A 20,646-nucleotide genomic window follows, 5' to 3' on the forward strand; every position below is an offset into this window, starting at 1 on the left:
AACGCCTTGAAATTCTTACAGTTGGCCATCTGACCCCAGGCTTACGCAGAGGTTGCCCGCGCCTGGTCGTTTTGTTGTTGGAACGTTGCCAGCGGCAATTGCAGGGTGAATGTGGCGCCCTGGCCTTCCTCGCTGTCAACCAGAATCCGCCCACCGTGGGCCTGGACGATCTGCTCGGAGATGAACAGCCCCAACCCCAGCCCACCGCTGGCCTGCTGTGCAGCGACCCGCTCGAACTGCTGGAAGATCCGCTGCTGGTTGGCGGCGCTGATACCGATGCCCTGATCCTGCACCTGTACCCAGGCCATGCCATCCTGCTCGAACACGCGAACCTCCACCGGCTTGCGTTCGCCGTAACGCATGGCATTGGACAACAGGTTGGCCACCACTTGTTCAATCCGAAACTCGTCCCACTCGCCCAGCAACGTTTCGCAGCACTGCAGCACAATGTGCGTTTCCAGCGCCGTGGCCTGGGCCGTGAAGTTTTCCACCAGGCCACGCACCAACTGGCTGATGTCAAACACCTTGGGGCGCAACGACAACTTGCCGGTACGGATACGCGAGACGTCGAGCATGTCCTCGATCAAGCGGATCAGGCTGTTGATCTGCCGTTCGTCACGCTCGACCATGGCCTGTAGCTTGTCGGCGCTGAAAGCCTCCAGGTTGCCCCGTGCCAGGTGCATCTTGCGCAGCTGGGTTTCCAGGATCAGGCCATTGAGCGGGGTGCGCACCTCGTGCGAAACGATCGACATGAAGTCGTCGCGCATGCGCACGGCATGCTCCAGCTCGCCCCGCGCCAGTTGCAGTTGGCTCAGCAATACCTCCTGCTCCTGGCGGCTGCGCTCCAGGGCTTCGAGCTGCCGACCTAGCACCTTGCGCTGGCGAAACAGGTCGACGAACACCGAGACCTTGCTTTTTACCGCCAGGGTGTCGAGCGGCTTGTGCAGAAAGTCCACCGCCCCGCTCTCATAGCCCTTGAAGGCGTAGTTCATCTCGCGCCCCGCCGCACTGACGAACACGATCGGGATGTTCTTGGTCTTGTCGGTGCCGCGCATCAACTCGGCCAGCTCGAAGCCGTTCATGCCCGGCATCTGCACATCGAGAATGGCCAGCGCGAATTCGTGCTCCAGCAGCAGCGACAACGCAGCTTCGGCAGACTGGGCCTGGTGCACCTCGCGGTCTTCGCCCTGGATCAGGGCATCGAGCGCCAGCAGGTTTTCCGGCAGATCGTCGACGATCAGCAGTTTGGCGATGGTGTGGCTTAGCATGCGCGGGTTTCCAAGGTCGCGAGCAGTTGCCCGATACCGCTCAGAGTAAGGATATGGTCGGGCTGATGCAGGGCCAGGGCGGCCTCTGGCATCAGGGCGACCTGTGCGTCGCGAGGGTCCTGGACAATTGTGCGGCCCCCATTGTTCTTGATGTAGGCAAGGCCCTTGGCGCCGTCTTCGTTGGCACCGGTGAGCAGCACGCCAAGCAGGCCGTCGCCATAGGCATCGGCCGCCGAAATGAACAGAAAATCGATCGCCGGGCGGGAGAAATGCACAGGTGCCTCCTGGCTCAGCGACAGCGTCAGGTCGTGCTCCACCGACAAGTGATAGCTCGGCCCCGCCACGTAGACCTGCCCGGCACTGATCCGTTCCTTGTCGCACGCCTCGCGCACCGGCCGGTGCAAGCGCCGCTGCAGCACTTCGGCCAGTTGGCTGTGGCGGTCGTCCGGCAGGTGCAGCACGCACAGCACCGGGAGGCTGAACGCCGGTGGCAGCGCGCCGAGCACCTCGAACAGTGCCGCCACCCCGCCCGCCGAGGCGCCAATCACCACTGCACGTACGCCGTTCATGATTTGCGGTAGATCCGTTCGGGCTTGACCAGCGGCTCGAAGCGCTCGCTGTAGGCCGAAAAATCTACCGACTCCTTGCTGCCCAGCACCAGGAACCCCCGATGGCAGAGCGACTCATGGAACAGCCCCAAGGCCCGATCCTGCAGCTCCTTGTTGAAGTAGATCAGCACGTTGCGGCACGACACCAGCTGGGTTTCGGAGAACACGCTGTCGGTGGCCAGGCTGTGGTCGGCGAAGGTCACGTTGTCGCGCAGGCTGCTGTCCATGATGGCGTTGCCATAGGCCGCGGTGTAGTACTCGGCGAAGTCGCGACGGCCACCGGCCAGGCGGTAGTTTTCTTCATACTCGCGCATGCTCTGCATCGAGTAGATACCTTGCTTGGCCTTGTCCAGCGAATGCGGGTTGATGTCGGTGGCATAGAGGATGGTGCGCTCGAGCAGGCCTTCCTCTCGCAGCAGGATGGCCATCGAGTACACCTCTTCACCAGTGCTGCAGCCGGCGACCCAGATCTTGATCGACGGCCATGTGCGCAGCAGCGGCACCACTTCATTGCGCAGCGCCAGGAAGTGGCTTGGGTCACGGAACATCTCGCTGACCGGGATCGTCAGGAACTGCAGCAACTGCATGAACATGCCCGGGTCGTGCAGCACCCGCTCCTGCAGCGCCGAGACTGTCAGGCAGTCGAACTGGCGCAGGGCATGAAGGATCCGGCGTTTGATCGAAGCGCCGGAATAGTTGCGAAAATCGTAGCTGTACTTGAGGTAGATCGCCTCGATCAGCAGCCGGATCTCGATGTCGGTGTTGCGCTCGCTAGTCAAATTCGCTCCAGTTGCGGCAGCCACACCCGGATCAACGAGAACAAGCGGTCCAGGTCGATCGGTTTGGCCAGGTAATCATTGGCGCCAGCCTGCAGGCAACGCTGCTGGTCATCCTTCATCGCCTTGGCGGTCACGGCGATGATCGGCAGCTTGCGCCAGCGCGCTTGCTGGCGGATCAGCCGGGTCGCCTCGAAGCCGTCCATCTCCGGCATCATCACATCCATCAACACCAGGTCGATGTCGTCGTGCTGCTCCAGGCGCTCGATGGCCTCGCGCCCGTTTCGGCCGATCTCGACGATGGCGCCCTTGTGCTCCAGGGCACTGGTGAGGGCGAAGATATTACGCACATCGTCGTCCACCAGCAGCACTTTGCGGCCCTCGAACACCTTGTCGCGGCTGCGAGCGGTCTTGAGCATGCGCTGGCGCTCATGGGACAGCTGCGATTCGACTTTGTGCAGGAACAACGTCACTTCGTCGAGCAGGCGCTCAGGCGAGCGAGCGCCCTTGATGATGATCGAGCGCGAATACTTGAGCAGGTCGGCCTCTTCTTCACGGGTGAGGTTGCGCCCGGTGTAGACGATCACGGGTGGGAATGAACGGATGTCCTCTGCGGTCATGCGCTTGAGCAGCTCGTTGCCAAGCATGTCGGGCAGTTTGAGGTCGATGATCATGCAGTCGTAGATGTTCTCGCGCAGCAGCGCCAGGGCGTCCTGGGCCATGGCCACGGCGGTGATCTCGACATCGTCGTCGCCGATCAGGCGGGCGATGCTTTCACGCTGCAGGTCGTCATCTTCCACCAGCAGGATGTGCTTGAGCTTCTGGGTCAGTTTGGCTTCCAGGCGGGCGAACACTTCCTTGAGCTCTTCGCGGCTGGTCGGCTTGACCGCGTAACCCACCGCGCCCATGTGCATGGCCGCCTCGACGCGGTCTTCGACCGAAATGATGTGCACCGGAATGTGCCGGGTGCCGGCCAGCTCCTTGAGGCGCTGTAGCACGGTAAGGCCGGAGTGGTCGGGCAGGCGCATGTCCAGCAGCACGGCATCGGGAATGTAGCGCGCGGCCAGCTCGAAGCCTTCGTCGGCGCCCTGGGCCACCAGGCAGCTGTAGCCCAGTTCGTGGGCCAGGTCGAAGAGGATCCGGGCGAAGTTCGGCTCGTCTTCGATCACCAGGATGCAGCGGTTGTCGAACGGCGCCCGGTCGCGGTCATCGGCGAAGGTAAGCGCCGGCAGTTTCGGTGCCGTGGCGGTGGAAACCTTGGGCGCCGGCGGCAGTGTGTCGACCGCAGGCCGCAGGCTGAGCGCCTCGACCTCCTCGCTTTCAACCTCGTAGCGCTCCGGTACGATCAGGCTGAACACGCTGCCTTGGCCCGGGCTGCTGTCGACGCTGATCTGCCCACCCAGCAAATGCGCCAGGTCGCGGGAAATCGACAGGCCCAGCCCAGTGCCGCCATAGCGGCGGTTGCTGCTGCCGTCAACCTGGTGGAAAGCGCCGAAGATCGCCTGCTGCTGGTCGGCGGCGATGCCGATGCCAGAGTCGCGGACGGCGAACACGATGCCGGTGCCGGCCTGGTAGCTGATGGTCATGTCGACCTGGCCCTGGTCGGTGAACTTGATGGCGTTGGACAACAGGTTCTTGAGGATCTGCTCCAGCCGTTGCCGATCGGTGAACAGTGTCACCGGCACCTGGGGTTCGAGCTTGACCTCGAAGGCCAGCCCCTTGTGCTCGGCCAGTGGCAGGAACATGCCGCGCAGGCCTTCGACCAGGCGCGCCAGCTGGGTGGTTTCTGGCCGCACTTCAAGCTTGCCGGCCTCGACCTTGGCGATGTCGAGGATATCGTTGATCAGGTTGAGCAGGTCGTTGCCAGCCGAATAGATGGATTCGGCGAACTTGATCTGCTCCCCGGTGAGGTTGCCCTCGCCGTTTTCCGCCAGCAGCTTGGCCAGGATCAGCGAGCTGTTGAGGGGCGTGCGCAGCTCGTGGGACATGTTGGCAAGGAATTCGGACTTGTACTTGCTTGAACGCTGCAGGTCATCAGCACGGGCCTGCAGCTCTTGCTGGGCCTGGCTGAGCTCGTCGTTCTTGCGGTCCAGGGCATCGGTGCGTTCGGACAACTGCTCGTTGGTCTGCTCCAGTTCGGCCTGCTGGGTCTCCAGGTGAGCCTGGGACTCCTTGAGCACGCGGGACTGTTCTTCGAGCTCTTCGTTGGCGGTTTTCAGCTCTTCTTGCTGCACTTGCAGCTCTTCGTTCAACTGCTGGGTCTCGGCCAGCACTTCCTGCAGACGCTGGCGATAACGCGCACTTTCGATGGACATGCCAAGGTTGCCGCCAACCCGCTCCATCAGCTCTTCATCGCGCGCCTGCAACGGGCGCAGGAACCCCAGTTCGATCACGCCGTTGATCTGCCCATCATCGGTGGCGGGCATCAGCAGTGCGCTGCGCGGCAGGCCATTGCCAAGGCCGGAACTCAAGCGGTAATAGTCGTCGGGCAGGTCCTCCAGGCGCAACAGCCGACCTTCACGCACAGCTTGGGCCAGCAAGCCATCGTGGTCGCCCTTGATCTGCTCGCGGGCCTGCTCTTCGGCGCTCAGGCCATAGCTGGCCACGCGCACCAGGCTGCCATGCTCATCGCGCACATACACCGCGCCGACCACGCTGCCCAGCGCCGCCGCGAAGAAGCGCAGGATGTTGTCGCCGAGCATCGGCAGGGTCAGTTGCCCCAGTACCTGCTGGGCCAGTTGGGTCTGGCCGTTGCGCAGCCAGGCCTGGTGTTCCAGACGCTCAGCGGCGCGCCGCTGGGCCTCGAGGTTTTCCGCGTAGCTGCTCGACAGCGCCAGCAGGTCGCGGCGCCCGAGGTAGGCCAGCAAGGCACTGAGGCCGACGATGAGCAGCACGAAAACCGAGATCGCGGTCACGGTGACCGAGCTGACTTTCTCGTTACGGGCCATGCGCAGTTGCTGCTCGGTGCTGATCAGGCCGTCGAATTCCTTGCGGATCTCGTCGGTGATGCGCTTGCCCCGCCCGTTGCCGATCGATGCCTGGTAGTCGCCCTGGTTACGGCGCAGGGTAATCATCTGGTTGCCGAAGTCGTTCCAGGCCTGCTGCAAGGCCATCAGCCGGTCGATACGGTCAACCTGCTGCGGGTTGTCCTCGACCATTGCGCGCAGGCTCTGAAGGCTGCCGAGAATTTTCGGCTTGGCCACCTCGTAGGGGTCGAGAAAGCGTTCGTCCCCGGTGATCAGGAAGCCGCGCATGCCGGTTTCCATGTCGATCGACAGCTTGACCGTCTCGTTGGCATTGCCGATCACCCGATCGGTATGCTCGACCCATTGCATGGCCGAGAGCAGGTAGTTGATCACCGCGACAAACGCCACGGCCCCGAAAAGCCCTACCCCAAGGGGCAGGCCGATGTTGCGGCTCAACAGCTTGCGGAAGCTTTGCTGGTCTATCGAGGCTGCTTGAATCATGTGATGACGCCCGAGCGAAAAAGTCCATTAAGAAGTGCGGCGAAAGACCGTTATTATTGCCTGCCACTGTGCTCACTGATAACAGCGAGTCTAACCAGCTTTGCCGAGCCTGGCAGGGCATTTAGCCAGTATTTGAAGGCTGGGTTTGCCAATCGTTCCATCTGATTGCAAGGATCGGTATCCTCGGGAACTTCTGCCGGCGTGCAGCGTACAGATTAAAGACATTCATTTGCACAGGAACCCAACCATGCACCTTCTGGTAGTCGAAGACGACGACATCGTACGCATGCTGATGGTCGAAGTGCTCGCCGACTTGGGCTACGAAGTCATCGAAGCGCAAGACGCCACCACCGCCTTGCGGGTGCTCGAAGATGCTTCGCAGGCCTTGGCGCTGATGATGACAGACGTGGGCCTGCCGGACATGCGCGGCGAAGAGCTGGCGCACCGTGCACGCGCACTGCGCCCGTTACTGCCGGTACTGTTTGCCAGTGGCTATGCCGAGAATGTCAACGTGCCGGAGGGCATGCACATGATCAGCAAGCCGTTCGGCATTGACCAGTTGCGCGACAAGGTCATGCAGATACTGACCCCCCCCTGAACCCTGCGCGCACTCTTCGCGGCCACCCGCGAAGAGGCCCGCTCCCCAGCAATCGATTACAGCGTTCGGCGCAACAGGTAGGTGTCCATGATCCACCCCTTGCGCAATCTCTCCTGCGCCCGCACCTGCAAAATCCTCGCCTTCACCGCCTGCAACGGCCCGGCAATCAACACCTCGTCCGCGGTCCCCAGGTAGGCCCCCCAGTAAATTATCAGGTCAGGGTCATCGAGCGCAGCAAACGCGCCCTGCCCGTCGAGCATCACCACCACATTGTCGATGCGCGCCTGCTCGGCCAGGCGACGCCCCGGCAGCACGGTCAGCGGTTCACCGATACGGTTGAGCGGCACCTGATGCCGAGCGGCCAGGGCCTGGACGCTACTGATGCCGGGGACCACCTGCAGGCGCACTGCCAACCCGCCTTCGCGGACAAGGTCGAGAATGCGCAGGGTGCTGTCGTACAGGCCAGGTTCGCCCCACAACAGAAAGGCACCGGTTTCGCCGACAGCCACCTCGTCTTCGATCATGCGGGCATACAGCGCGGCGCGCTGGCGGTGCCAGTCCTGCACCGCGCCCACGTAATCCGCCGCCTGGCCGTCGCGCGAAGGGTCGGCCAGCTGCACCAGCCGGTAGCCACCCTCGGGTCGATAGCGTTCGAGAATCGCCTTGCGCAAGCGCACCAGCTCGTCCTTCTGCGTGCCCTTGTCGAGCACGAAGAAAACGCTGGCGCGACGTAGCGCCTCGACCGCTTCATAGGTGATCTGACGCGGATCACCCGGGCCGATGCCAATCAACAACAGGTCTTTCATTGCCCTGCCCTTTGCCACTACCCGTGGCCATTCTCGGCCAGCCATGGGTCTTTGGCAAAGCCACCGGTTAGAAGATGGAGAAGTTGTAACTGACGATGACGCGAGTCTCGTCCATGTCACGTGCCCACTTCTCATAGTTGCTGCGGTAAGTGGAGTTGCGCAGACGTACGCTGACATCCTTGAATGTGCCACTTTGCACCTGGTACTTGAACTCGGTGTCGCGTTCCCATTCCTTGCCTTCGCCCGTGCTGCCCGGGACCTTGATATGGTCGCCATTGATGTAACGGGTGAAGAAGGTCAGGCCGGGGACACCCAGCGCTTTGAAGTCATAGTCATAACGCAGTTGCCAGGAACGTTCCTGGGCGGCGGCGAAGTCGTTGACCTGGGCGTAGTTGACCAGATAAGGGTTGCTGCCATCCAGGTACGGCATGGCGCTGTCACCGTACATGCGCTGCCAGCCGGCACTGACCTTGTGGCCCCCCAGGCTGTAGCCGAGCATACCGCTGAAGGCACGGTGGTCGATGGCGCCTGCGCGGGCATTGCCGATGTCGTCGCTCTTGATCAGGCGCAGGTCGGCCGACAGGCTGCCCACCGCCAGCGGCTGGCTCGCCACCAGGCCGAGAAAGTGCTGGCGATAGATGTTCTCCAGCTTGGCCACCTGGTACTGGGCGCTGACACGGTCACTGAAACGGTAGTCGAGGCCCGCCAGGTCGAAGTGGTCGGCTTCAATATCGCAGGCATAGCGCTTGTTCTTGCAGTGCACGCGAATGTCCTGGCGGTCAGTGGAGTCCCGTGCGGTGTACTTGTTCAGACGCGCCAGGGTGAACTTCAGATCGTGTATTTCTTCGGAGGTCAACAGCGCGCCGTGGAACAGGGTGGGCAGCAGCCGGCCATCGTTGTATTTGATCAGCGGCATGTCCGGCATCATCGAGCCGTACTTGAAGACCGTGTTGGACACTTTGACCTTGGCCGCCAAGCCCATCTTCGCGTATTGATCCGCCGAATGCCGCGGGTCGTGGCCAGAAGACGGCAGCAGGCCGCTGTTACTGTCCGCCGGGCTGGAATCGAGCTTTACCCCGAACAGGCCGATTGCATCAACGCCAACGCCTACCGGCCCTTGGGTAAAGCCGGACTGCACATTGAGGATAAAACCTTGCGCCCACTCTTCGCGCTTGGAGGCGCCCTGGCTGGAACTGCTGTGGCCATCACGGAAGTCGCGGTTGAAGTAGACATTCCGCGCTTCGACCTTGGCGCTGCTGTCTTCAAGAAAACCGGCGGCCTGGGCATTGACGCCGGCACACAAAAGGAACAAGCCGGCAACACGGCGCCCAGGGGCGTGAGGGAGGGGGGCAAACATGCGTGGAAACATCCAGAAAGAAAGGCAAAAAAACAACCTGCAGCAAACACCTGCTGCGGTACTGCGACACGCCCGAACAGTCGCCGAGCATCATCTGAAATGATCGCGCAAAGGCTCTGGCTCAGGCCATTGGACCTTGGTCTAGAACCGTTCGCGATGGCCCTCGAACTCCTCACGAAATAGCGCCCGGAAAACCTGTAAAGTTCCGTGCTTACTTATTAAAAGTTTGCAGTTTACCCAGTAGCAATGAATGACTACACTCGATGTCAGCGAACAGCGGAACCCACCCCGTGGCCGGCGTTTTGTACTACTTCAATGTTCGTCACGCCCTGCCACGAAAGACGTACAGGAGTGATTACAGTGTCCAGACTTGCAGAGTTTCGTGCTGCCGAAAAAGCGCTTCAGGAACAAATGGCTCAACTGGAAGCGCTGAAAAAGGATGCCGGCCTCAAACGCGAAATCGAATTCGAGCAGAAACTAGTCGGCCTGATGAAAAGCTATGACAAGGGTCTGCGCGATATCATCGCCATCCTCGACCCCAAGGCGGCAACCCGGGCCACCAGTACTGCCCCCAAACAACAGCGCCGCCCGCGCGTGGTCAAGGTGTACGAGAACCCCCACACCGGCGAGCTGATTGAAACCAAAGGGGGTAACCATCGTGGGCTGAAGGCCTGGAAGGAAGAGTACGGCGCCGCCACGGTAGAAAGTTGGGTACGCTGATGAAACGTCCACATGTACTTCACACTTTTTTCACAAGGGCTGGCTCACTATCGAGACAGCTAAAGGACTAGCGACCCCACGCGCCCGCACATGCGGGCCTCTCTTCCAGCGCCCTGCCTCGTGCAGGGCGCTTTCATTTGCGCAATCGCTTCACTGCCGTATCATGGCCAGCCTGTCTGTTTTGCCGGTGCCTCGCGCCCGGCCCCGTCTCAGGAGTTCCCATGAGCCTGCACGATCTGCAAACCCTGCCTGGCGTCACCGCGCAGCCCGATACCGCCACCGCCAAATTCGTCTTCAACCACACCATGCTGCGGGTCAAGGACATCGAGAAGTCGCTGGACTTCTACACACGCGTCCTGGGCTTCCGCCTGGTGGACAAGCGCGACTTCCCCGAAGCCGCCTTCAGCCTGTACTTCCTGGCCCTGGTCGACCCGGCGCAGATCCCTGCCGATGACGCCGCGCGCCACCAGTGGATGAAGTCGATCCCAGGTGTTCTGGAGCTGACCCACAACCACGGCACCGAGCACGACGCCGACTTTGCCTACCACAACGGCAACACCGACCCACGCGGTTTCGGCCACATCTGCATTTCGGTGCCAGACGTGCGCGAAGCCTGCGCGCGCTTCGAAGCACTCGAAGTCCCCTTCCAGAAACGCCTGGCAGATGGGCGCATGAACCACCTGGCCTTCGTCAAGGACCCGGATGGCTACTGGGTCGAAGTGATTCAGCCGACTGAACTCAAGGGCTGAGCCTCAACGCTATTCGCTCGTCGGGCCGGGAACTCTCGGCCCCTTGCTGTGGTATATGAAAGTAACGGTTTCATAAGCACAGCGAGGTAAGGACGATGCAATCTCTTCACTGTGAACACCGCAAGTACACCATCACCGCCAGCGTGATGCCCCACCCCGATTCCCCCCTACCCTACGCCGCCGGGTGCCTGATCACCGACCCTGAAGGGCATACCAGCAAGCGCATCCCCATGCCGATGAAGTTCTTCTCGGACCTTGAGAAGGCCCAGCATGTGTCACTGGCGCATGGGCGTGCCTTGGTGGATCAGCAGTTGGACAAGGGCCACAAGGCGTTCTGATTGCTAACCGGTGCTGGCCCCTTCGCGGCTACCCGCGAAGAGGCCGGTAAAGAAGAGGCTGGTGAAGAAGAACCCGGTCAAGACGACCTAGCTAGATATCCCTGGCATATACCACAGCAGCTTCAACCTGCTCACGTGTCGGCCGCACGCCGGTATACAGCACGAACTGCTCCAGTGCCTGCAATGCAATCACCTCCAGGCCTGTGATCACCGGCTTGCCCAACGCCTGCGCCCGCTTGATCAAGGGCGTCTGCGCCGGCATCGCCACCACATCGAATACCCGCTCTGCCGCTGCAATGGCGTTCTCGGAAAACGCCAGCACGTCGGCCTCCGGGCCACCGGCCATGCCAATGGGTGTCACGTTCACCAGCATCGGCGGGCACAGGTCACCGAGTTCGGCAACCCACCGATAACCACAGACATCCGCCAGTTGCCGCCCAGCCTGCTCGTTGCGCGCCACGATCATGCCCTCGTTGAAGCCCGCATCACGCAGGGCGCTGGCCACCGCCTTAGCCATGCCGCCACTGCCGCGCAGGGCAAAGGCGGTGGCCGGGTCGACCTGATGCTGCTCCAGCAATTGACGCACCGCCAGGTAATCGGTGTTGTACGCCTTCAGATGGCCGCCGGTATTGACCAGCGTGTTGACCGACTCGATGGCAGCGGCGGAGGGGTCAACCTCATCGACCAGGGCCATGCAGGCCTCCTTGTAGGGCATCGACACCCCACACCCGCGAATCCCTAGAGCACGAATGCCCGCCACCGCCGCCGGCAGGTCGTCGGTGCTCATGGCCTTGTAGTAGAAGTCCAGGCCCAACTGCTGATACAGGTGGTTATGGAAACGCACGCCGAAGGTACCGGGCCGGCCGGCCAGGGAGATGCACAGCTGCGTGTCTCTGCTGGGAGTCGTCGACATAACCTGCTCCTTTTTCAGAACTGAATCGTTTTTTCAGCGTATCAGACGCAGTCGCTTGTCGTCCCTTACACAACGGTTTATGGCGGGCGTGATCGCACCGTCCTGGGAGCGCCAGCTGGTGTAGGACGGCCCGCCACGCTAGTGATCGTTGATAAAACTAATGACCACTATCGAGCAAGTTGATTTCAAACCACCGAGGCTGCTGCGTAAGGTAGGGCCATGTTCCACAGGAGGTCCCCATGGCCACTATCCAGATCATGTCCGTTGTTGGCAGCGCCGTCCCCCCTTCACTGCGTCAGCAGGGCCAGCTGGCGTGCTGGTACCTGGTGCGCAACGGCGAGCCCGTGAGCGGCCCCCTGCTGACCCGCGCCTCGGCCCAAGCCCTGGCTGAGCAGTTGCAGCCAGGTACCCTGGTCGCTTGACCTGAACGTGTTGTGCGTTGCTCCCTCTCCCTTTTGCGGCCCGCCTTTTGGCGGGCCTTTTTTTCTTCACGGAATGTTGGGGAAGTGGGGCTGCTATGTGCTTGTCGGGAGATAGGGTGATGGCGGCTAGCTGCCATCACCGTGTGCGGTAACCGAACGATTGTTGCCGACGCCTTGCATGTGCCAGCGCATACGTGCAAGGGTAAAAAAGGAACGTCAGCCACCAAAAAGGAAGATAAGCACCTTATGCTTGGAATCACACGTATCCATCGCTACGTGCGCCCATTGCCTGCAAGCCAAGCTGCAGCCAGTGGGCGTGACGTCAACGGCAAACCAGGCGCCCGCCTGGCCGCAAAGCTTACCGCCCTCCTCTGCACACCCCGCGCCGTCCCGCCCTACCTCTGGGTCGACCCCGAGCGCTCCCCTGTTGATCGCCTGCCCCCTACCTGACCGCCCATGCGCCGTCATACCGCACTCGCCATTCAGTGACTGAAGGTGGGATGTTTCACGCAAGAAAAGGGGCAACACCCAGTGATCATGTTTCAGGGCAAGAAAATTCACAGCGCCATCTTCGACATGGATGGCACGATGTTCGACACCGAGCGCCTGCGTTTCAGGACGCTAAAACAGGCCTCGCTGGAAATCTTCGGCAAAGCCTTGAGTGAGCAGACGCTGATCGGCTCGCTGGGCCTGAGCGCGAAAAGGGCCGAGGCCCTCGCCAAGGCCCACAACGGCGATGACTTCCCTTATGCGCAGATCCGCCAGCGCGCCGACGAGCTCGAGCTGGAGCACGTGCGCAACCATGGCGTGCCGATCAAGGCCGGCCTGCTCGAGGTGCTGGAGCGCCTGCGCAAGTCCGGCCTGACCCTGGCGGTCGCCACTTCCAGCCGCCGTGCCATCGCCGAGGAGTACCTGATCAATGCCAACGTGCTCAAGTACTTCGACATCACCGTCTGCGGCGACGAAGTCAGCCAAGGCAAACCCCACCCGGAAATCTTCCTGCGCGCCGCCCGCGCGCTCAATTGCCAACCCGGCCAGTGCTTCATGGTCGAGGACTCGGAAAACGGCTTGCTCTCGGCGATCCGCGCCGAGGGCCAGGCAATCCTGATCGAAGACATCAAGCCGCCCGCGCCCGAGGTCAAGGCCGGCGCGCTTAAAGCCTACCCTGGCATGCACGCCTTCCTCGCCGACTTGAGCGAGTGCGTGCCCGACCTGGGCATGCCGGCGCTCGACGATTCGTTCCCTGCTTCACTGAACCAGTTCCGTGTCGGCATCCACGGCTTCGGCGCTATCGGTGGAGGCTACCTGACCCAGGTGTTGTCCCATTGGGACGGCTACACGCGTCCCTGTGAAATCATTGCCGCGACCCGTTCACGCATGCTCCGGGAATCAGTCGCTGCGTTCGGCCGCTACAGTGTGCGCTACGGCGCCAGCGCGTTCGACCAGACCATCGACAATGTGCGCATGATCGACATGGACGACGAGGAGGCGGTGATCGAGATGTACAACGCCGCCGAAGTGGTCGGCATGAGTCTGCCCGAACAGGCAATCCATCATCAGGCCAGGGTCATTGCCAAGGGCTTGCTGCGACGCTTCGAACGCAGGGGGCGCGAGCTGACGCTCCTGATCGTGTTGAACAAGATCGGCGGTGCGGCGTTCGTCCGGCGCCAGGTGCAAGCGCAGTTGGCATTGCTGTGCACGCCACAGGTGTGCAAGCAGGTGCTGGAAAAGACCCACTTCGCCGAAACGGTAGTCAGCCGCATCGTTTCCAAGATCAGCAATGACGCGCTGGTTCGGCAGTTGCGCATCAAGTCGCAGATCTTCAGGAACAGCCTGGAGGACGAACCCACGGTCACCCGCAAACCCGCCACGCCGGCCCCTGAGTACGAACGGCTGATTGGGCACTTCAGGCCTTTTGCGCAGTCCAGCAGCGCCATGAGCCAGTTGCACCTGATCCTGTTCAACAGCGAGCCCGACATGCCGCTGTACGTGGAGCGTGGCAGTGATTTGCTGGAGCGGCTGCGCCAGGTGAAAACGGTCGCGGACATTACTCAGATCCAGATCATCAAGAACCGTTTGTGGAATGGGCCGCATGCAATCATCGCCTGGTATGCCAGCCTGCTGGGGCATACCTGGGTTGGCCAGGGGATGGGGGACGCCCGTGTCAGTGCGCTGGCAGAGCGTCTCATTCACCAGGAAGTGGCGCCGGCATTGATGGCCGAGTACCCGCAGATGTCAGAGGTTGTCAGCAGCTTTGCCAATGCCTTTCTCGAACGGTGCAAAACGTCGTTCAAGGACCCTTGCGTGCGGGTCGGGCGCGATCCGATGCGTAAATTGCAGCGTAACGAGCGCATCCTCAGCAGCATCGACCTGGCGCGCAAGCATGGCATTCAGACGCCTGCGCTGGCGTTTGGGGCGGCGTTGGCCATTCACTATGCGCTGCACGGCAACGCCAGCAAGGACCGGGAAGCCCAATTGATGAAGGCGCTGTACAAGGCCAGTGACGAACGTGTCGAGGCGGTGTTGACCCATGACGGGGACTATCACGGCAAGCCTTACCTGGGACTGGACCCGGTCAGTGATGCGGACCTGGTCGAAAGCATTTCGGCCAACTTCCGGCTGTTGCAGCAACGGGACAGGGCTGACTGGACCCTACCCTCTGCGTTGACGCGCGGATCATCTCCATCCCACCTCTGCGAAGTAACGGAATGCGACCGGTGATGGCCACGAGTTGGCCACGCTTGAAACGAGGGTAATGGGTACAGGATGGGTACAGGATTAAATTTCGTTCACGTTGCGCCCTTTAGTCATAAGGCATTCGACAGCAATTCAGCCATACTCCAGAATGCAGCGGTTTTTGGGGGAAAACCCTTGCACAGCCAACGACATACCAACCTTTAGTGAGCCTCAACGTGAAAACATCCCTGTCTATCCTCAGCCTGCTGCTGTTGCTCACAGGTACCGCGACCCTCCCGTCGACTGCTGCTGCACAACCCCCGACCCAGGTGCAACGCGACCCGGCCAAATTGCACCTGGCCTCTGGCAGCGCGCTGCTGATCGACCTGAATACCAATCGGGAACTGTATTCGAGCCATGCCGATCGCGTGGTCCCTATCGCTTCGGTCACCAAACTGATGACGGCGATGGTGGTGCTGGACGCCAAGCTGCCGATGAACGAAATGCTCACCATGACCATCGCCAACAACCCGGAGATGAAGGGCGTGTATTCACGCGTGCGCCTGGGCAGCCAGCTCGACCGCCATGAAACGTTGCTGATCACGTTGATGTCTTCGGAGAACCGCGCCGCCAACACCCTGGCCAACCATTACCCGGGCGGTTACCCGGCGTTCATCAAGGCCATGAATGCCAAGGCGCGTAGCCTGGGCATGGCGCATACCCGCTATGTCGAGCCGACTGGCCTGTCGACGCTGAACGTGTCCACTGCCCGCGACCTGTCCAAGCTGCTGATGGCGTCGCGCAAGTATCCGATGCTGAGCGAGCTGTCGACCACCCGCGAGAAGACTGTGGCGTTCCGCAAGCCCAATTACACCCTGGGCTTCCGTAACACCGACCACCTGGTGAACAAGAGCAACTGGGACATCAAGCTGACCAAGACCGGCTTCACCAATGAAGCCGGCCATTGCCTGGTGCTGCTGACCCGAATGGACAACCGCCCGGTAGCCATGGTGATCCTCGATGCGTTCGGCAAATACACCCACTTCGCCGATGCCAGCCGCATGCGTCAGTGGCTGGAAACCGGGGCAGCCAAGCCAGCGCCAGCAGTGGCCATGCAGTACAAGGCCGATCGGCAGGTCAAGGGCCGCCTGGCGTCCGAGTAACCAGCCATAACCCAAGGCTGCACGGCCTGCTAGGCCGTGCCGCTGACCATGCCGCCCGCGCTGCTGCCACCCTCTTGCTGCAGCAGCTCCAGCAACTGCGCCGTGGCAGCCATGATCTGCCCGTTGAGGGTGGCAATGCTTGCCTGCTTGGCGCCCACAGCAGCCGCCTTGGCAGCCTCGTCCATCTTGCTGTTCTGCAGCGCGGCCAGCTGCTTCTGCTCCTCGACCAGTTGCTTTTGCAGGTCCTTGATCAGCTGACGCAGCTCCTTCACGGTGTCCGAGTCGCCGTTGTCAGCCTCCGTGGATTGCGCCTGCCCAGCCCCGGCAATCTTCATGCTGTCGCTACTGATGCTCAAGGGCCCCAGTGCCTCACCGGCCTCTTGTGCCTGCGCGCGTTCGGTGGCTGCGTTGGCACTCAGCGTCTGCGCCGAGACGCCGTTGATCATCAGGTTGCTTGCCGTTATCCCGCTCATGTCGATTCCCTGCCTGAAAGATGGGTCCTTATCGTAACCCCCCTATCGGCCGCCCCATGCAGTTCTTTAGCCCGCTTAAATTCCCCCCTGCCTGGCTCGTTCCAAGAAATGTACTTGCGCAGGAGCCGGAGCCCCGGCGGGCGTCCACATTCGACCATTCAGGGAATCGCAGCCATGAGCCAGTCCTCACACCAGGAAACAATCAAAGATCTGATCGGCGTGGGCTTCGGCCCTTCCAACCTGGCCTTGGCCATCGCCCTGGAAGAACTCGCTCAGTCCCAGGGCCACGCCCTGGACGCGCTGTTCATCGACAAGCAGAAAGACTACCGCTGGCACGGCGAAACCCTGGCCACCCAGAGCGAGCTGCAGATTTCGTTCCTCAAGGACTTGGTTTCCCTGCGCAACCCGACCAGCCCCTACAGCTTCGTCAACTACCTGCACCAGAAGCAGCGCCTGGCCGACTTCATCAACCTCGGCACCTTCTACCCCTGCCGCCTGGAGTACAACGACTACCTGCGCTGGGCCGCAGAGCACTTCGCCACCCAGGCGGTGTATGGCGAGGAAGTGGTGCGCATCGAACCCGAGGTGAATGCCGGCCGGGTCGAACACCTGCGCCTGGTATCGCGTGACCAGCAGGGCCGCGAATACAGCCGCCGCACCCGCTCGGTGGTGGTCGGCAGCGGCGGCACGCCGAAAATCCCGGAAAAATTCGGCGCGTTCAAGGACGACCCGCGCGTCTTCCACCACTCCCAATACCTGAGCAGCCTGAACAAGCTGCCGTGCACCGAAGGCAAGCCGATGCGCATCGCGGTGATCGGCTCCGGCCAGAGCGCCGCCGAGGCGTTCATCGACCTCAACGACAGCTACCCGTCGGTCAAGGTAGACATGATTCTGCGTGGCTCGGCCCTCAAGCCTGCCGACGACAGCCCGTTCGTCAACGAGATCTTCTCGCCGGGCTACACCGACCTGGTCTACAACGAGCCGGCCGATCAACGCAGCAAGCTGTTGGGCGAGTACCACAACACCAACTACTCGGTGGTCGACCTGAACTTGATCGAGCGCATCTACGGCATCCTCTATCGCCAGAAGGTCGCGCACCAGTTCCGCCACAACGTGCTGTGCCGACGCCAGGTAGAAGCGGTGGTGGCCACCCGTGAAGGCCTGGAACTGACCCTGCGCGACCTGGCCACCGGCCAGCAGCAGACCCACCGCTATGACGCGGTGATCCTGGCCACCGGCTACGAGCGTCGCTCGCACCGCGACCTGCTGGCGCCGCTGGCGGGCTTCCTGGACGACTTCAGCGTCGACCGCAACTATCGGGTCCTGGCCAGCCCAGACCTGCAGGCCTCGGTTTACCTGCAAGGCTTCTGCGAAAACAGCCACGGCCTGAGCGATACCTTGCTCTCGGTGCTGCCCTCCCGCGCTGCCGAAATCGGCCAGTCGCTGTACCAGGACCTGTCGCGCCTGAACGGCCGTTCGCAGCCGGCTGTCGCCTTGACCCGCGCCTGATTGCCCGCCTCTTCAAGCCGGCCTGACGCCTCGCGCGAAGGCCGGCTTACGCCTTCTGAAACATTTGCTTGCATTTAAAACGGCAGGATTTCCATTCTCATTCGTCTTTATAGGTGCAGCCCTCTAGGTTGGGCATAAGCTCGACTACACATTTCAGAAGACGATCAGATGGCCAAATCACCGAAAAAATCCAAATCCAAGCTGTGGTTCCTAGTCCACAGTTGGCTCGCCCTACCGATCTGGTTCTTTGTGCTGATCGTCTGTTTTACCGGCATGCTCGCCGTGGTCAGCCAGGAGATCGTCTGGCTGGCCAACCCGGACGTGCGCGCCAGCAAGCCTGACGGCGATGCCGAACGCTTGAGTTATCAGCAGGTGCTCGACGCTTTGCACAAGGCCGAGCCGGACATGGCCGTGGAGTCGCTCAGGCAGCCGGATGGCTCGCACTTCGCGCTGACCGCCGATGTGACCTTCCCTGACGGCACCAGCCCAACGCTCTACGTCAACCCCTACACCGGGGCCATCCAGGGCAAGAGCCCGGACTTCAACTTCGAAGGCTTCACCCGCGCCTTGCATGGCTGGTGGCTGGTGCCCTTCACCAATGGTTTCAGTTGGGGTTGGTACCTCGTCTCGATCCTCGGCCTGCCGATGCTGGCCTCGCTGGTCACGGGCCTGGTGGTCTACAAGAAATTCTGGAAGGGCTTCTTCAAGCCAGTCCGCACCGGCCATGGTTCGCGTATCTTCTGGGGCGACCTGCACCGGCTGGCCGGGGTCTGGTCGATCTGGTTCATTGCGGTCATTTCCATTACCGGTACCTGGTTCCTGATCCAGGCGATCCTGTTCGACAACAACATCAGCATCTCCAGCCGACCTATCGTGCCGGTCATCGCCCGTGAGGATGTGCCGCAAACAGCCGATGGTAGCCAGGCGCCGCGCATTGATGTGGATGAAGCGGCGCGCATCGCCGGCTTGGCGATCCCGGGCCTGGAGATCAGCTCCGTCTCACTGCCTGCTACTGCCTACAGCCATGTCACCCTGGGTGGCCGCGGCTGGTACCCGCTGATGTTCCAGTCCGCCGCCGTCAACCCCTACACCCGCACCGTCGACAGCCAGTTCTTGATCAGCGACCGCTCTGCCCTGGAGTTTGTCACCGAGTCCATGCGCCCCCTGCACACCGGCGACTTTGGCGGCCTACCGATCAAGCTGATCTGGTTCTTCTTCGGCCTGGTCCTCACCCTGATGGTATTCAGCGGCCTGCTGATCTGGACCAAACGCACCGCCCAGGCGACCGCCGCTGCCCTCAAGCGCAGCGAGCGTGCGCCACGCGTGGCAAGCCGTGAAACCACCGTGGAGATCCGCCCATGAGCCAGGCCCAGACCCTGCCCGCCAGCCCGCTCAAACAGTGGTGGCTGAAGTGGCGCTTTCACCTGAACATCCTGCTGATCCTCATCCCGCTGGGGTTCATGCCCAAGTACTTCGCCGACGCCAAGCTGTTTCGCGGCGACGCGGGGCTTGGGGTGAACGTGATCAGCGACATCCAGGTCGGCCCCTACAGCCTGGACCTGGCCGAAATGCGCGACGAGGCACCACGCGCCGACGGCCCGGCGGGCCACTTCAAGTCGTTCAATGCTTCGCTGTGCAAGGCGTGCATCAATGACGTCAAGGCGGTCTACCTGCGCATTGGCAAACCGCGCAGCCTGCGCGCCGCTGGCACCATCTTCTTCGGCGCACCGTATCGCATGGGCACCAACCTGCCGATACCGCCACGCACTCAGCCTGATGCACAAATCTGGATCACCCTCGAAGGCTGGGACGGCAGCATGCACCAAGCTTCAGTGCCACTGGCCAAGGCTTCGCCCGCCACCGTGGCGTGGCTCGAAAAACAAGGAGGCAAGAAATGAAACACCTGATGCGCAAGCTCGCCCTGCCCTTGCTGGTGCTGGCCGCCGGCCCCGCCCTGGCACACAACCCGATGTGCGAATGCGAAGAGGTCGCCAGCGGCCAGGTCAAATGCACCGGCGGCTTCTCGGATGGCAGCGGCGCCCCTGGGGTGACCCTGGATGTGATCGGCTACGACGAGCAGGTGCTGGTTGGCGGCAAGCTCGGCGACGACTCGACCCTCACCTTCAAGCGCCCCGACGGTGAGTTCTACGTGCTGTTCGATGCCGGCCCTGGGCACGTTGTCGAAGTCGACTACGCCGACATTGGCCAACCATGAGCACGCCTACCATGAGCCGTGCCCAGGTCGTACGCCCGGCTGGCGCTGGGCACGAAACCCTGTACGTGCTGCTGGTCAGCCTGCTGATCGTGATTCTTGCCGCTACCGTGGTGATGCTGCGCGGCGAACGCGAGGACGAGCAGGCCATCGCCAGCCACCAGATCGACGCCCGCCGCGACCTCACCGCCGCTGAACAGGGGCTTTACACCGACCTGCGCGTGGCCTTCGACGAGATCCAGCTGCTGCGTGAAGAAACCGCCGCCGTGCCCAGTGTGCAAGCCCTGGCCGACGAAGGCCTGCCACCCTTCGTGGTCGACGCAGGCAGCCAGAGCCGCGGTAGCCACCAGTGGTCATGGCTGGAAACCGGCGCCTACCTGGGCCGCAGCCAGGCCCCGCAGGTAGCGGGCAGCCTGCTGCTGATCCTGCCGGGCGACAGCAGCGGCCAGGCAGATGTCTGGCTACGCCGCGACAGCGCTGCCGTCACGCCGGATGACCTGGGCCACGCCGCCCTGATCGCCGCCGGCTGGCAACAGGTGGTCAGCCACTACGACGCCGGGGTCACCCGCGAACACCGTCACTGAACCCAAG

21 protein-coding genes are annotated in these 20,646 nt (G+C 62.1%); 13 read left to right on the top strand and 8 right to left on the bottom strand.

The genetic code is table 11. From position 1 onward, the window contains the following. Positions 1-41 precede the first annotated feature (41 nt). From LJX93_RS16655 to LJX93_RS16670, 4 genes are read right to left on the bottom strand one after another with little or no spacing between them, the layout of a single operon-like run. Positions 42-1,268: a hybrid sensor histidine kinase/response regulator gene (locus LJX93_RS16655; RefSeq protein ID WP_033698840.1), complete on the bottom strand. Its 1,227-nt coding sequence runs from the start codon at positions 1,266-1,268 to the stop codon at positions 42-44. Beyond that, complete coding sequence (locus LJX93_RS16660; RefSeq protein ID WP_033698842.1) at positions 1,262-1,837, bottom strand: chemotaxis protein CheB; 576 nt, start codon at positions 1,835-1,837, stop codon at positions 1,262-1,264. The genes LJX93_RS16655 and LJX93_RS16660 overlap by 7 nt, the downstream gene beginning before the upstream one ends. Further along, positions 1,834-2,655, bottom strand: coding sequence for a CheR family methyltransferase (locus LJX93_RS16665; protein WP_033698843.1), 822 nt, complete (start codon positions 2,653-2,655; stop codon positions 1,834-1,836). Before LJX93_RS16665 ends, LJX93_RS16660 begins: the two co-directional genes overlap by 4 nt. Then, complete coding sequence (locus tag LJX93_RS16670) at positions 2,652-6,119, bottom strand: response regulator (protein ID WP_033698845.1); 3,468 nt, start codon at positions 6,117-6,119, stop codon at positions 2,652-2,654. The genes LJX93_RS16665 and LJX93_RS16670 overlap by 4 nt, the downstream gene beginning before the upstream one ends. A 247-nt stretch (positions 6,120-6,366) precedes the next feature. On the opposite strand from LJX93_RS16670, the gene LJX93_RS16675 reads away from it, so the two are divergent. Next, positions 6,367-6,717 carry a response regulator gene (locus tag LJX93_RS16675; protein ID WP_033698847.1) on the top strand — a complete coding sequence of 117 codons (351 nt, stop codon included), beginning with the start codon at positions 6,367-6,369 and terminating at the stop codon, positions 6,715-6,717. Between the two features lie 56 nt (positions 6,718-6,773). Here LJX93_RS16675 and cobF read toward each other — a convergent pair whose 3' ends face one another. After that, the gene (gene cobF / locus LJX93_RS16680) at positions 6,774-7,523 is read right to left on the bottom strand and encodes a precorrin-6A synthase (deacetylating) (protein ID WP_047580993.1); all 750 of its coding nucleotides are present in this window, start codon (positions 7,521-7,523) and stop codon (positions 6,774-6,776) included. Positions 7,524-7,590: 67 nt separating this feature from the next. Continuing rightward, a complete protein-coding gene (locus LJX93_RS16685; protein WP_033698850.1) occupies positions 7,591-8,880 on the bottom strand; it encodes an OprD family porin in 1,290 nt (429 codons plus the stop codon). 360 nt (positions 8,881-9,240) lie between these two features. On the opposite strand from LJX93_RS16685, the gene LJX93_RS16690 reads away from it, so the two are divergent. The 3 genes from LJX93_RS16690 to LJX93_RS16700 all read left to right on the top strand — a co-directional run bounded on the left by LJX93_RS16690 (position 9,241) and on the right by LJX93_RS16700 (position 10,687). Next, entirely contained in the window at positions 9,241-9,600 is a 360-nt protein-coding gene (locus LJX93_RS16690; RefSeq protein ID WP_033698852.1) for a histone-like nucleoid-structuring protein, MvaT/MvaU family, read from the top strand. A gap of 221 nt (positions 9,601-9,821) precedes the next feature. After that, positions 9,822-10,349: a lactoylglutathione lyase gene (gene gloA / locus LJX93_RS16695; protein ID WP_033698853.1), complete on the top strand. Its 528-nt coding sequence runs from the start codon at positions 9,822-9,824 to the stop codon at positions 10,347-10,349. A gap of 95 nt (positions 10,350-10,444) precedes the next feature. Continuing rightward, a complete protein-coding gene (locus LJX93_RS16700) occupies positions 10,445-10,687 on the top strand; it encodes a hypothetical protein (RefSeq protein ID WP_095063603.1) in 243 nt (80 codons plus the stop codon). 91 nt (positions 10,688-10,778) lie between these two features. On the opposite strand, the gene LJX93_RS16705 is transcribed toward LJX93_RS16700, so the two are convergent. Next, entirely contained in the window at positions 10,779-11,600 is an 822-nt protein-coding gene (locus LJX93_RS16705) for a shikimate 5-dehydrogenase (RefSeq protein WP_033698856.1), read from the bottom strand. Positions 11,601-11,839: 239 nt separating this feature from the next. Here LJX93_RS16705 and LJX93_RS16710 point away from each other — a divergent pair, with 239 nt between their 5' ends. From LJX93_RS16710 to pbpG, 4 genes are all read left to right on the top strand, one after another. Further along, positions 11,840-12,022, top strand: a complete 183-nt coding sequence (locus LJX93_RS16710; protein ID WP_033698857.1) for a hypothetical protein — start codon at positions 11,840-11,842, stop codon at positions 12,020-12,022. A gap of 246 nt (positions 12,023-12,268) precedes the next feature. Further along, positions 12,269-12,472 (top strand): hypothetical protein, encoded by a 204-nt coding sequence (locus LJX93_RS16715; RefSeq protein WP_077068463.1) that lies wholly within the window; start codon positions 12,269-12,271, stop codon positions 12,470-12,472. A gap of 81 nt (positions 12,473-12,553) precedes the next feature. Further along, positions 12,554-14,743, top strand: coding sequence for a bifunctional mannitol-1-phosphate dehydrogenase/phosphatase (gene mtlD / locus LJX93_RS16720; RefSeq protein ID WP_050506080.1), 2,190 nt, complete (start codon positions 12,554-12,556; stop codon positions 14,741-14,743). 191 nt (positions 14,744-14,934) lie between these two features. Then, a complete protein-coding gene (gene pbpG / locus LJX93_RS16725) occupies positions 14,935-15,861 on the top strand; it encodes a D-alanyl-D-alanine endopeptidase (RefSeq protein WP_033698861.1) in 927 nt (308 codons plus the stop codon). A gap of 29 nt (positions 15,862-15,890) precedes the next feature. Here pbpG and LJX93_RS16730 read toward each other — a convergent pair whose 3' ends face one another. Continuing rightward, positions 15,891-16,334 carry a hypothetical protein gene (locus LJX93_RS16730; RefSeq protein ID WP_033698862.1) on the bottom strand — a complete coding sequence of 148 codons (444 nt, stop codon included), beginning with the start codon at positions 16,332-16,334 and terminating at the stop codon, positions 15,891-15,893. 174 nt (positions 16,335-16,508) lie between these two features. On the opposite strand from LJX93_RS16730, the gene LJX93_RS16735 reads away from it, so the two are divergent. From LJX93_RS16735 to LJX93_RS16755, 5 genes are all read left to right on the top strand, one after another. Then, positions 16,509-17,843, top strand: coding sequence for a lysine N(6)-hydroxylase/L-ornithine N(5)-oxygenase family protein (locus LJX93_RS16735; RefSeq protein ID WP_033698863.1), 1,335 nt, complete (start codon positions 16,509-16,511; stop codon positions 17,841-17,843). Positions 17,844-18,011: 168 nt separating this feature from the next. Then, complete coding sequence (locus tag LJX93_RS16740) at positions 18,012-19,205, top strand: PepSY-associated TM helix domain-containing protein (RefSeq protein ID WP_047580997.1); 1,194 nt, start codon at positions 18,012-18,014, stop codon at positions 19,203-19,205. After that, the gene (locus LJX93_RS16745) at positions 19,202-19,741 is read left to right on the top strand and encodes a hypothetical protein (protein ID WP_033698866.1); all 540 of its coding nucleotides are present in this window, start codon (positions 19,202-19,204) and stop codon (positions 19,739-19,741) included. Before LJX93_RS16740 ends, LJX93_RS16745 begins: the two co-directional genes overlap by 4 nt. Further along, positions 19,738-20,058: a hypothetical protein gene (locus tag LJX93_RS16750; RefSeq protein WP_033698867.1), complete on the top strand. Its 321-nt coding sequence runs from the start codon at positions 19,738-19,740 to the stop codon at positions 20,056-20,058. The genes LJX93_RS16745 and LJX93_RS16750 overlap by 4 nt, the downstream gene beginning before the upstream one ends. Before the next feature lie 11 nt (positions 20,059-20,069). Then, a complete protein-coding gene (locus tag LJX93_RS16755; RefSeq protein ID WP_033698869.1) occupies positions 20,070-20,639 on the top strand; it encodes a DUF6162 family protein in 570 nt (189 codons plus the stop codon). The last annotated feature ends 7 nt before the right edge of the window (positions 20,640-20,646 follow it).

This window comes from Pseudomonas sp. HN2-3 (genome assembly GCF_020691745.1).
Lineage (GTDB): Bacteria > Pseudomonadota > Gammaproteobacteria > Pseudomonadales > Pseudomonadaceae > Aquipseudomonas > Aquipseudomonas capeferrum.

Excerpts from the sequence above, each read along its gene's own strand:
- LJX93_RS16745 (WP_033698866.1), top strand. The coding sequence starts at position 19,202 with ATGAGCCAGGCCCAGACCCTGCCCGCCAGCCCGCTCAAACAGTGGTGG.
- LJX93_RS16685 (WP_033698850.1), bottom strand. The coding sequence starts at position 8,880 with ATGTTTGCCCCCCTCCCTCACGCCCCTGGGCGCCGTGTTGCCGGCTTG.
- LJX93_RS16750 (WP_033698867.1), top strand. The coding sequence starts at position 19,738 with ATGAAACACCTGATGCGCAAGCTCGCCCTGCCCTTGCTGGTGCTGGCC.
- LJX93_RS16710 (WP_033698857.1), top strand. The coding sequence starts at position 11,840 with ATGGCCACTATCCAGATCATGTCCGTTGTTGGCAGCGCCGTCCCCCCT.
- LJX93_RS16730 (WP_033698862.1), bottom strand. The coding sequence starts at position 16,334 with ATGAGCGGGATAACGGCAAGCAACCTGATGATCAACGGCGTCTCGGCG.
- LJX93_RS16755 (WP_033698869.1), top strand. The coding sequence starts at position 20,070 with ATGAGCCGTGCCCAGGTCGTACGCCCGGCTGGCGCTGGGCACGAAACC.
- LJX93_RS16740 (WP_047580997.1), top strand. The coding sequence starts at position 18,012 with ATGGCCAAATCACCGAAAAAATCCAAATCCAAGCTGTGGTTCCTAGTC.
- LJX93_RS16705 (WP_033698856.1), bottom strand. The coding sequence starts at position 11,600 with ATGTCGACGACTCCCAGCAGAGACACGCAGCTGTGCATCTCCCTGGCC.
- LJX93_RS16670 (WP_033698845.1), bottom strand. The coding sequence starts at position 6,119 with ATGATTCAAGCAGCCTCGATAGACCAGCAAAGCTTCCGCAAGCTGTTG.
- LJX93_RS16675 (WP_033698847.1), top strand. The coding sequence starts at position 6,367 with ATGCACCTTCTGGTAGTCGAAGACGACGACATCGTACGCATGCTGATG.
- LJX93_RS16655 (WP_033698840.1), bottom strand. The coding sequence starts at position 1,268 with ATGCTAAGCCACACCATCGCCAAACTGCTGATCGTCGACGATCTGCCG.
- LJX93_RS16735 (WP_033698863.1), top strand. The coding sequence starts at position 16,509 with ATGAGCCAGTCCTCACACCAGGAAACAATCAAAGATCTGATCGGCGTG.
- LJX93_RS16715 (WP_077068463.1), top strand. The coding sequence starts at position 12,269 with ATGCTTGGAATCACACGTATCCATCGCTACGTGCGCCCATTGCCTGCA.
- cobF (WP_047580993.1), bottom strand. The coding sequence starts at position 7,523 with ATGAAAGACCTGTTGTTGATTGGCATCGGCCCGGGTGATCCGCGTCAG.
- LJX93_RS16700 (WP_095063603.1), top strand. The coding sequence starts at position 10,445 with ATGCAATCTCTTCACTGTGAACACCGCAAGTACACCATCACCGCCAGC.
- gloA (WP_033698853.1), top strand. The coding sequence starts at position 9,822 with ATGAGCCTGCACGATCTGCAAACCCTGCCTGGCGTCACCGCGCAGCCC.
- LJX93_RS16660 (WP_033698842.1), bottom strand. The coding sequence starts at position 1,837 with ATGAACGGCGTACGTGCAGTGGTGATTGGCGCCTCGGCGGGCGGGGTG.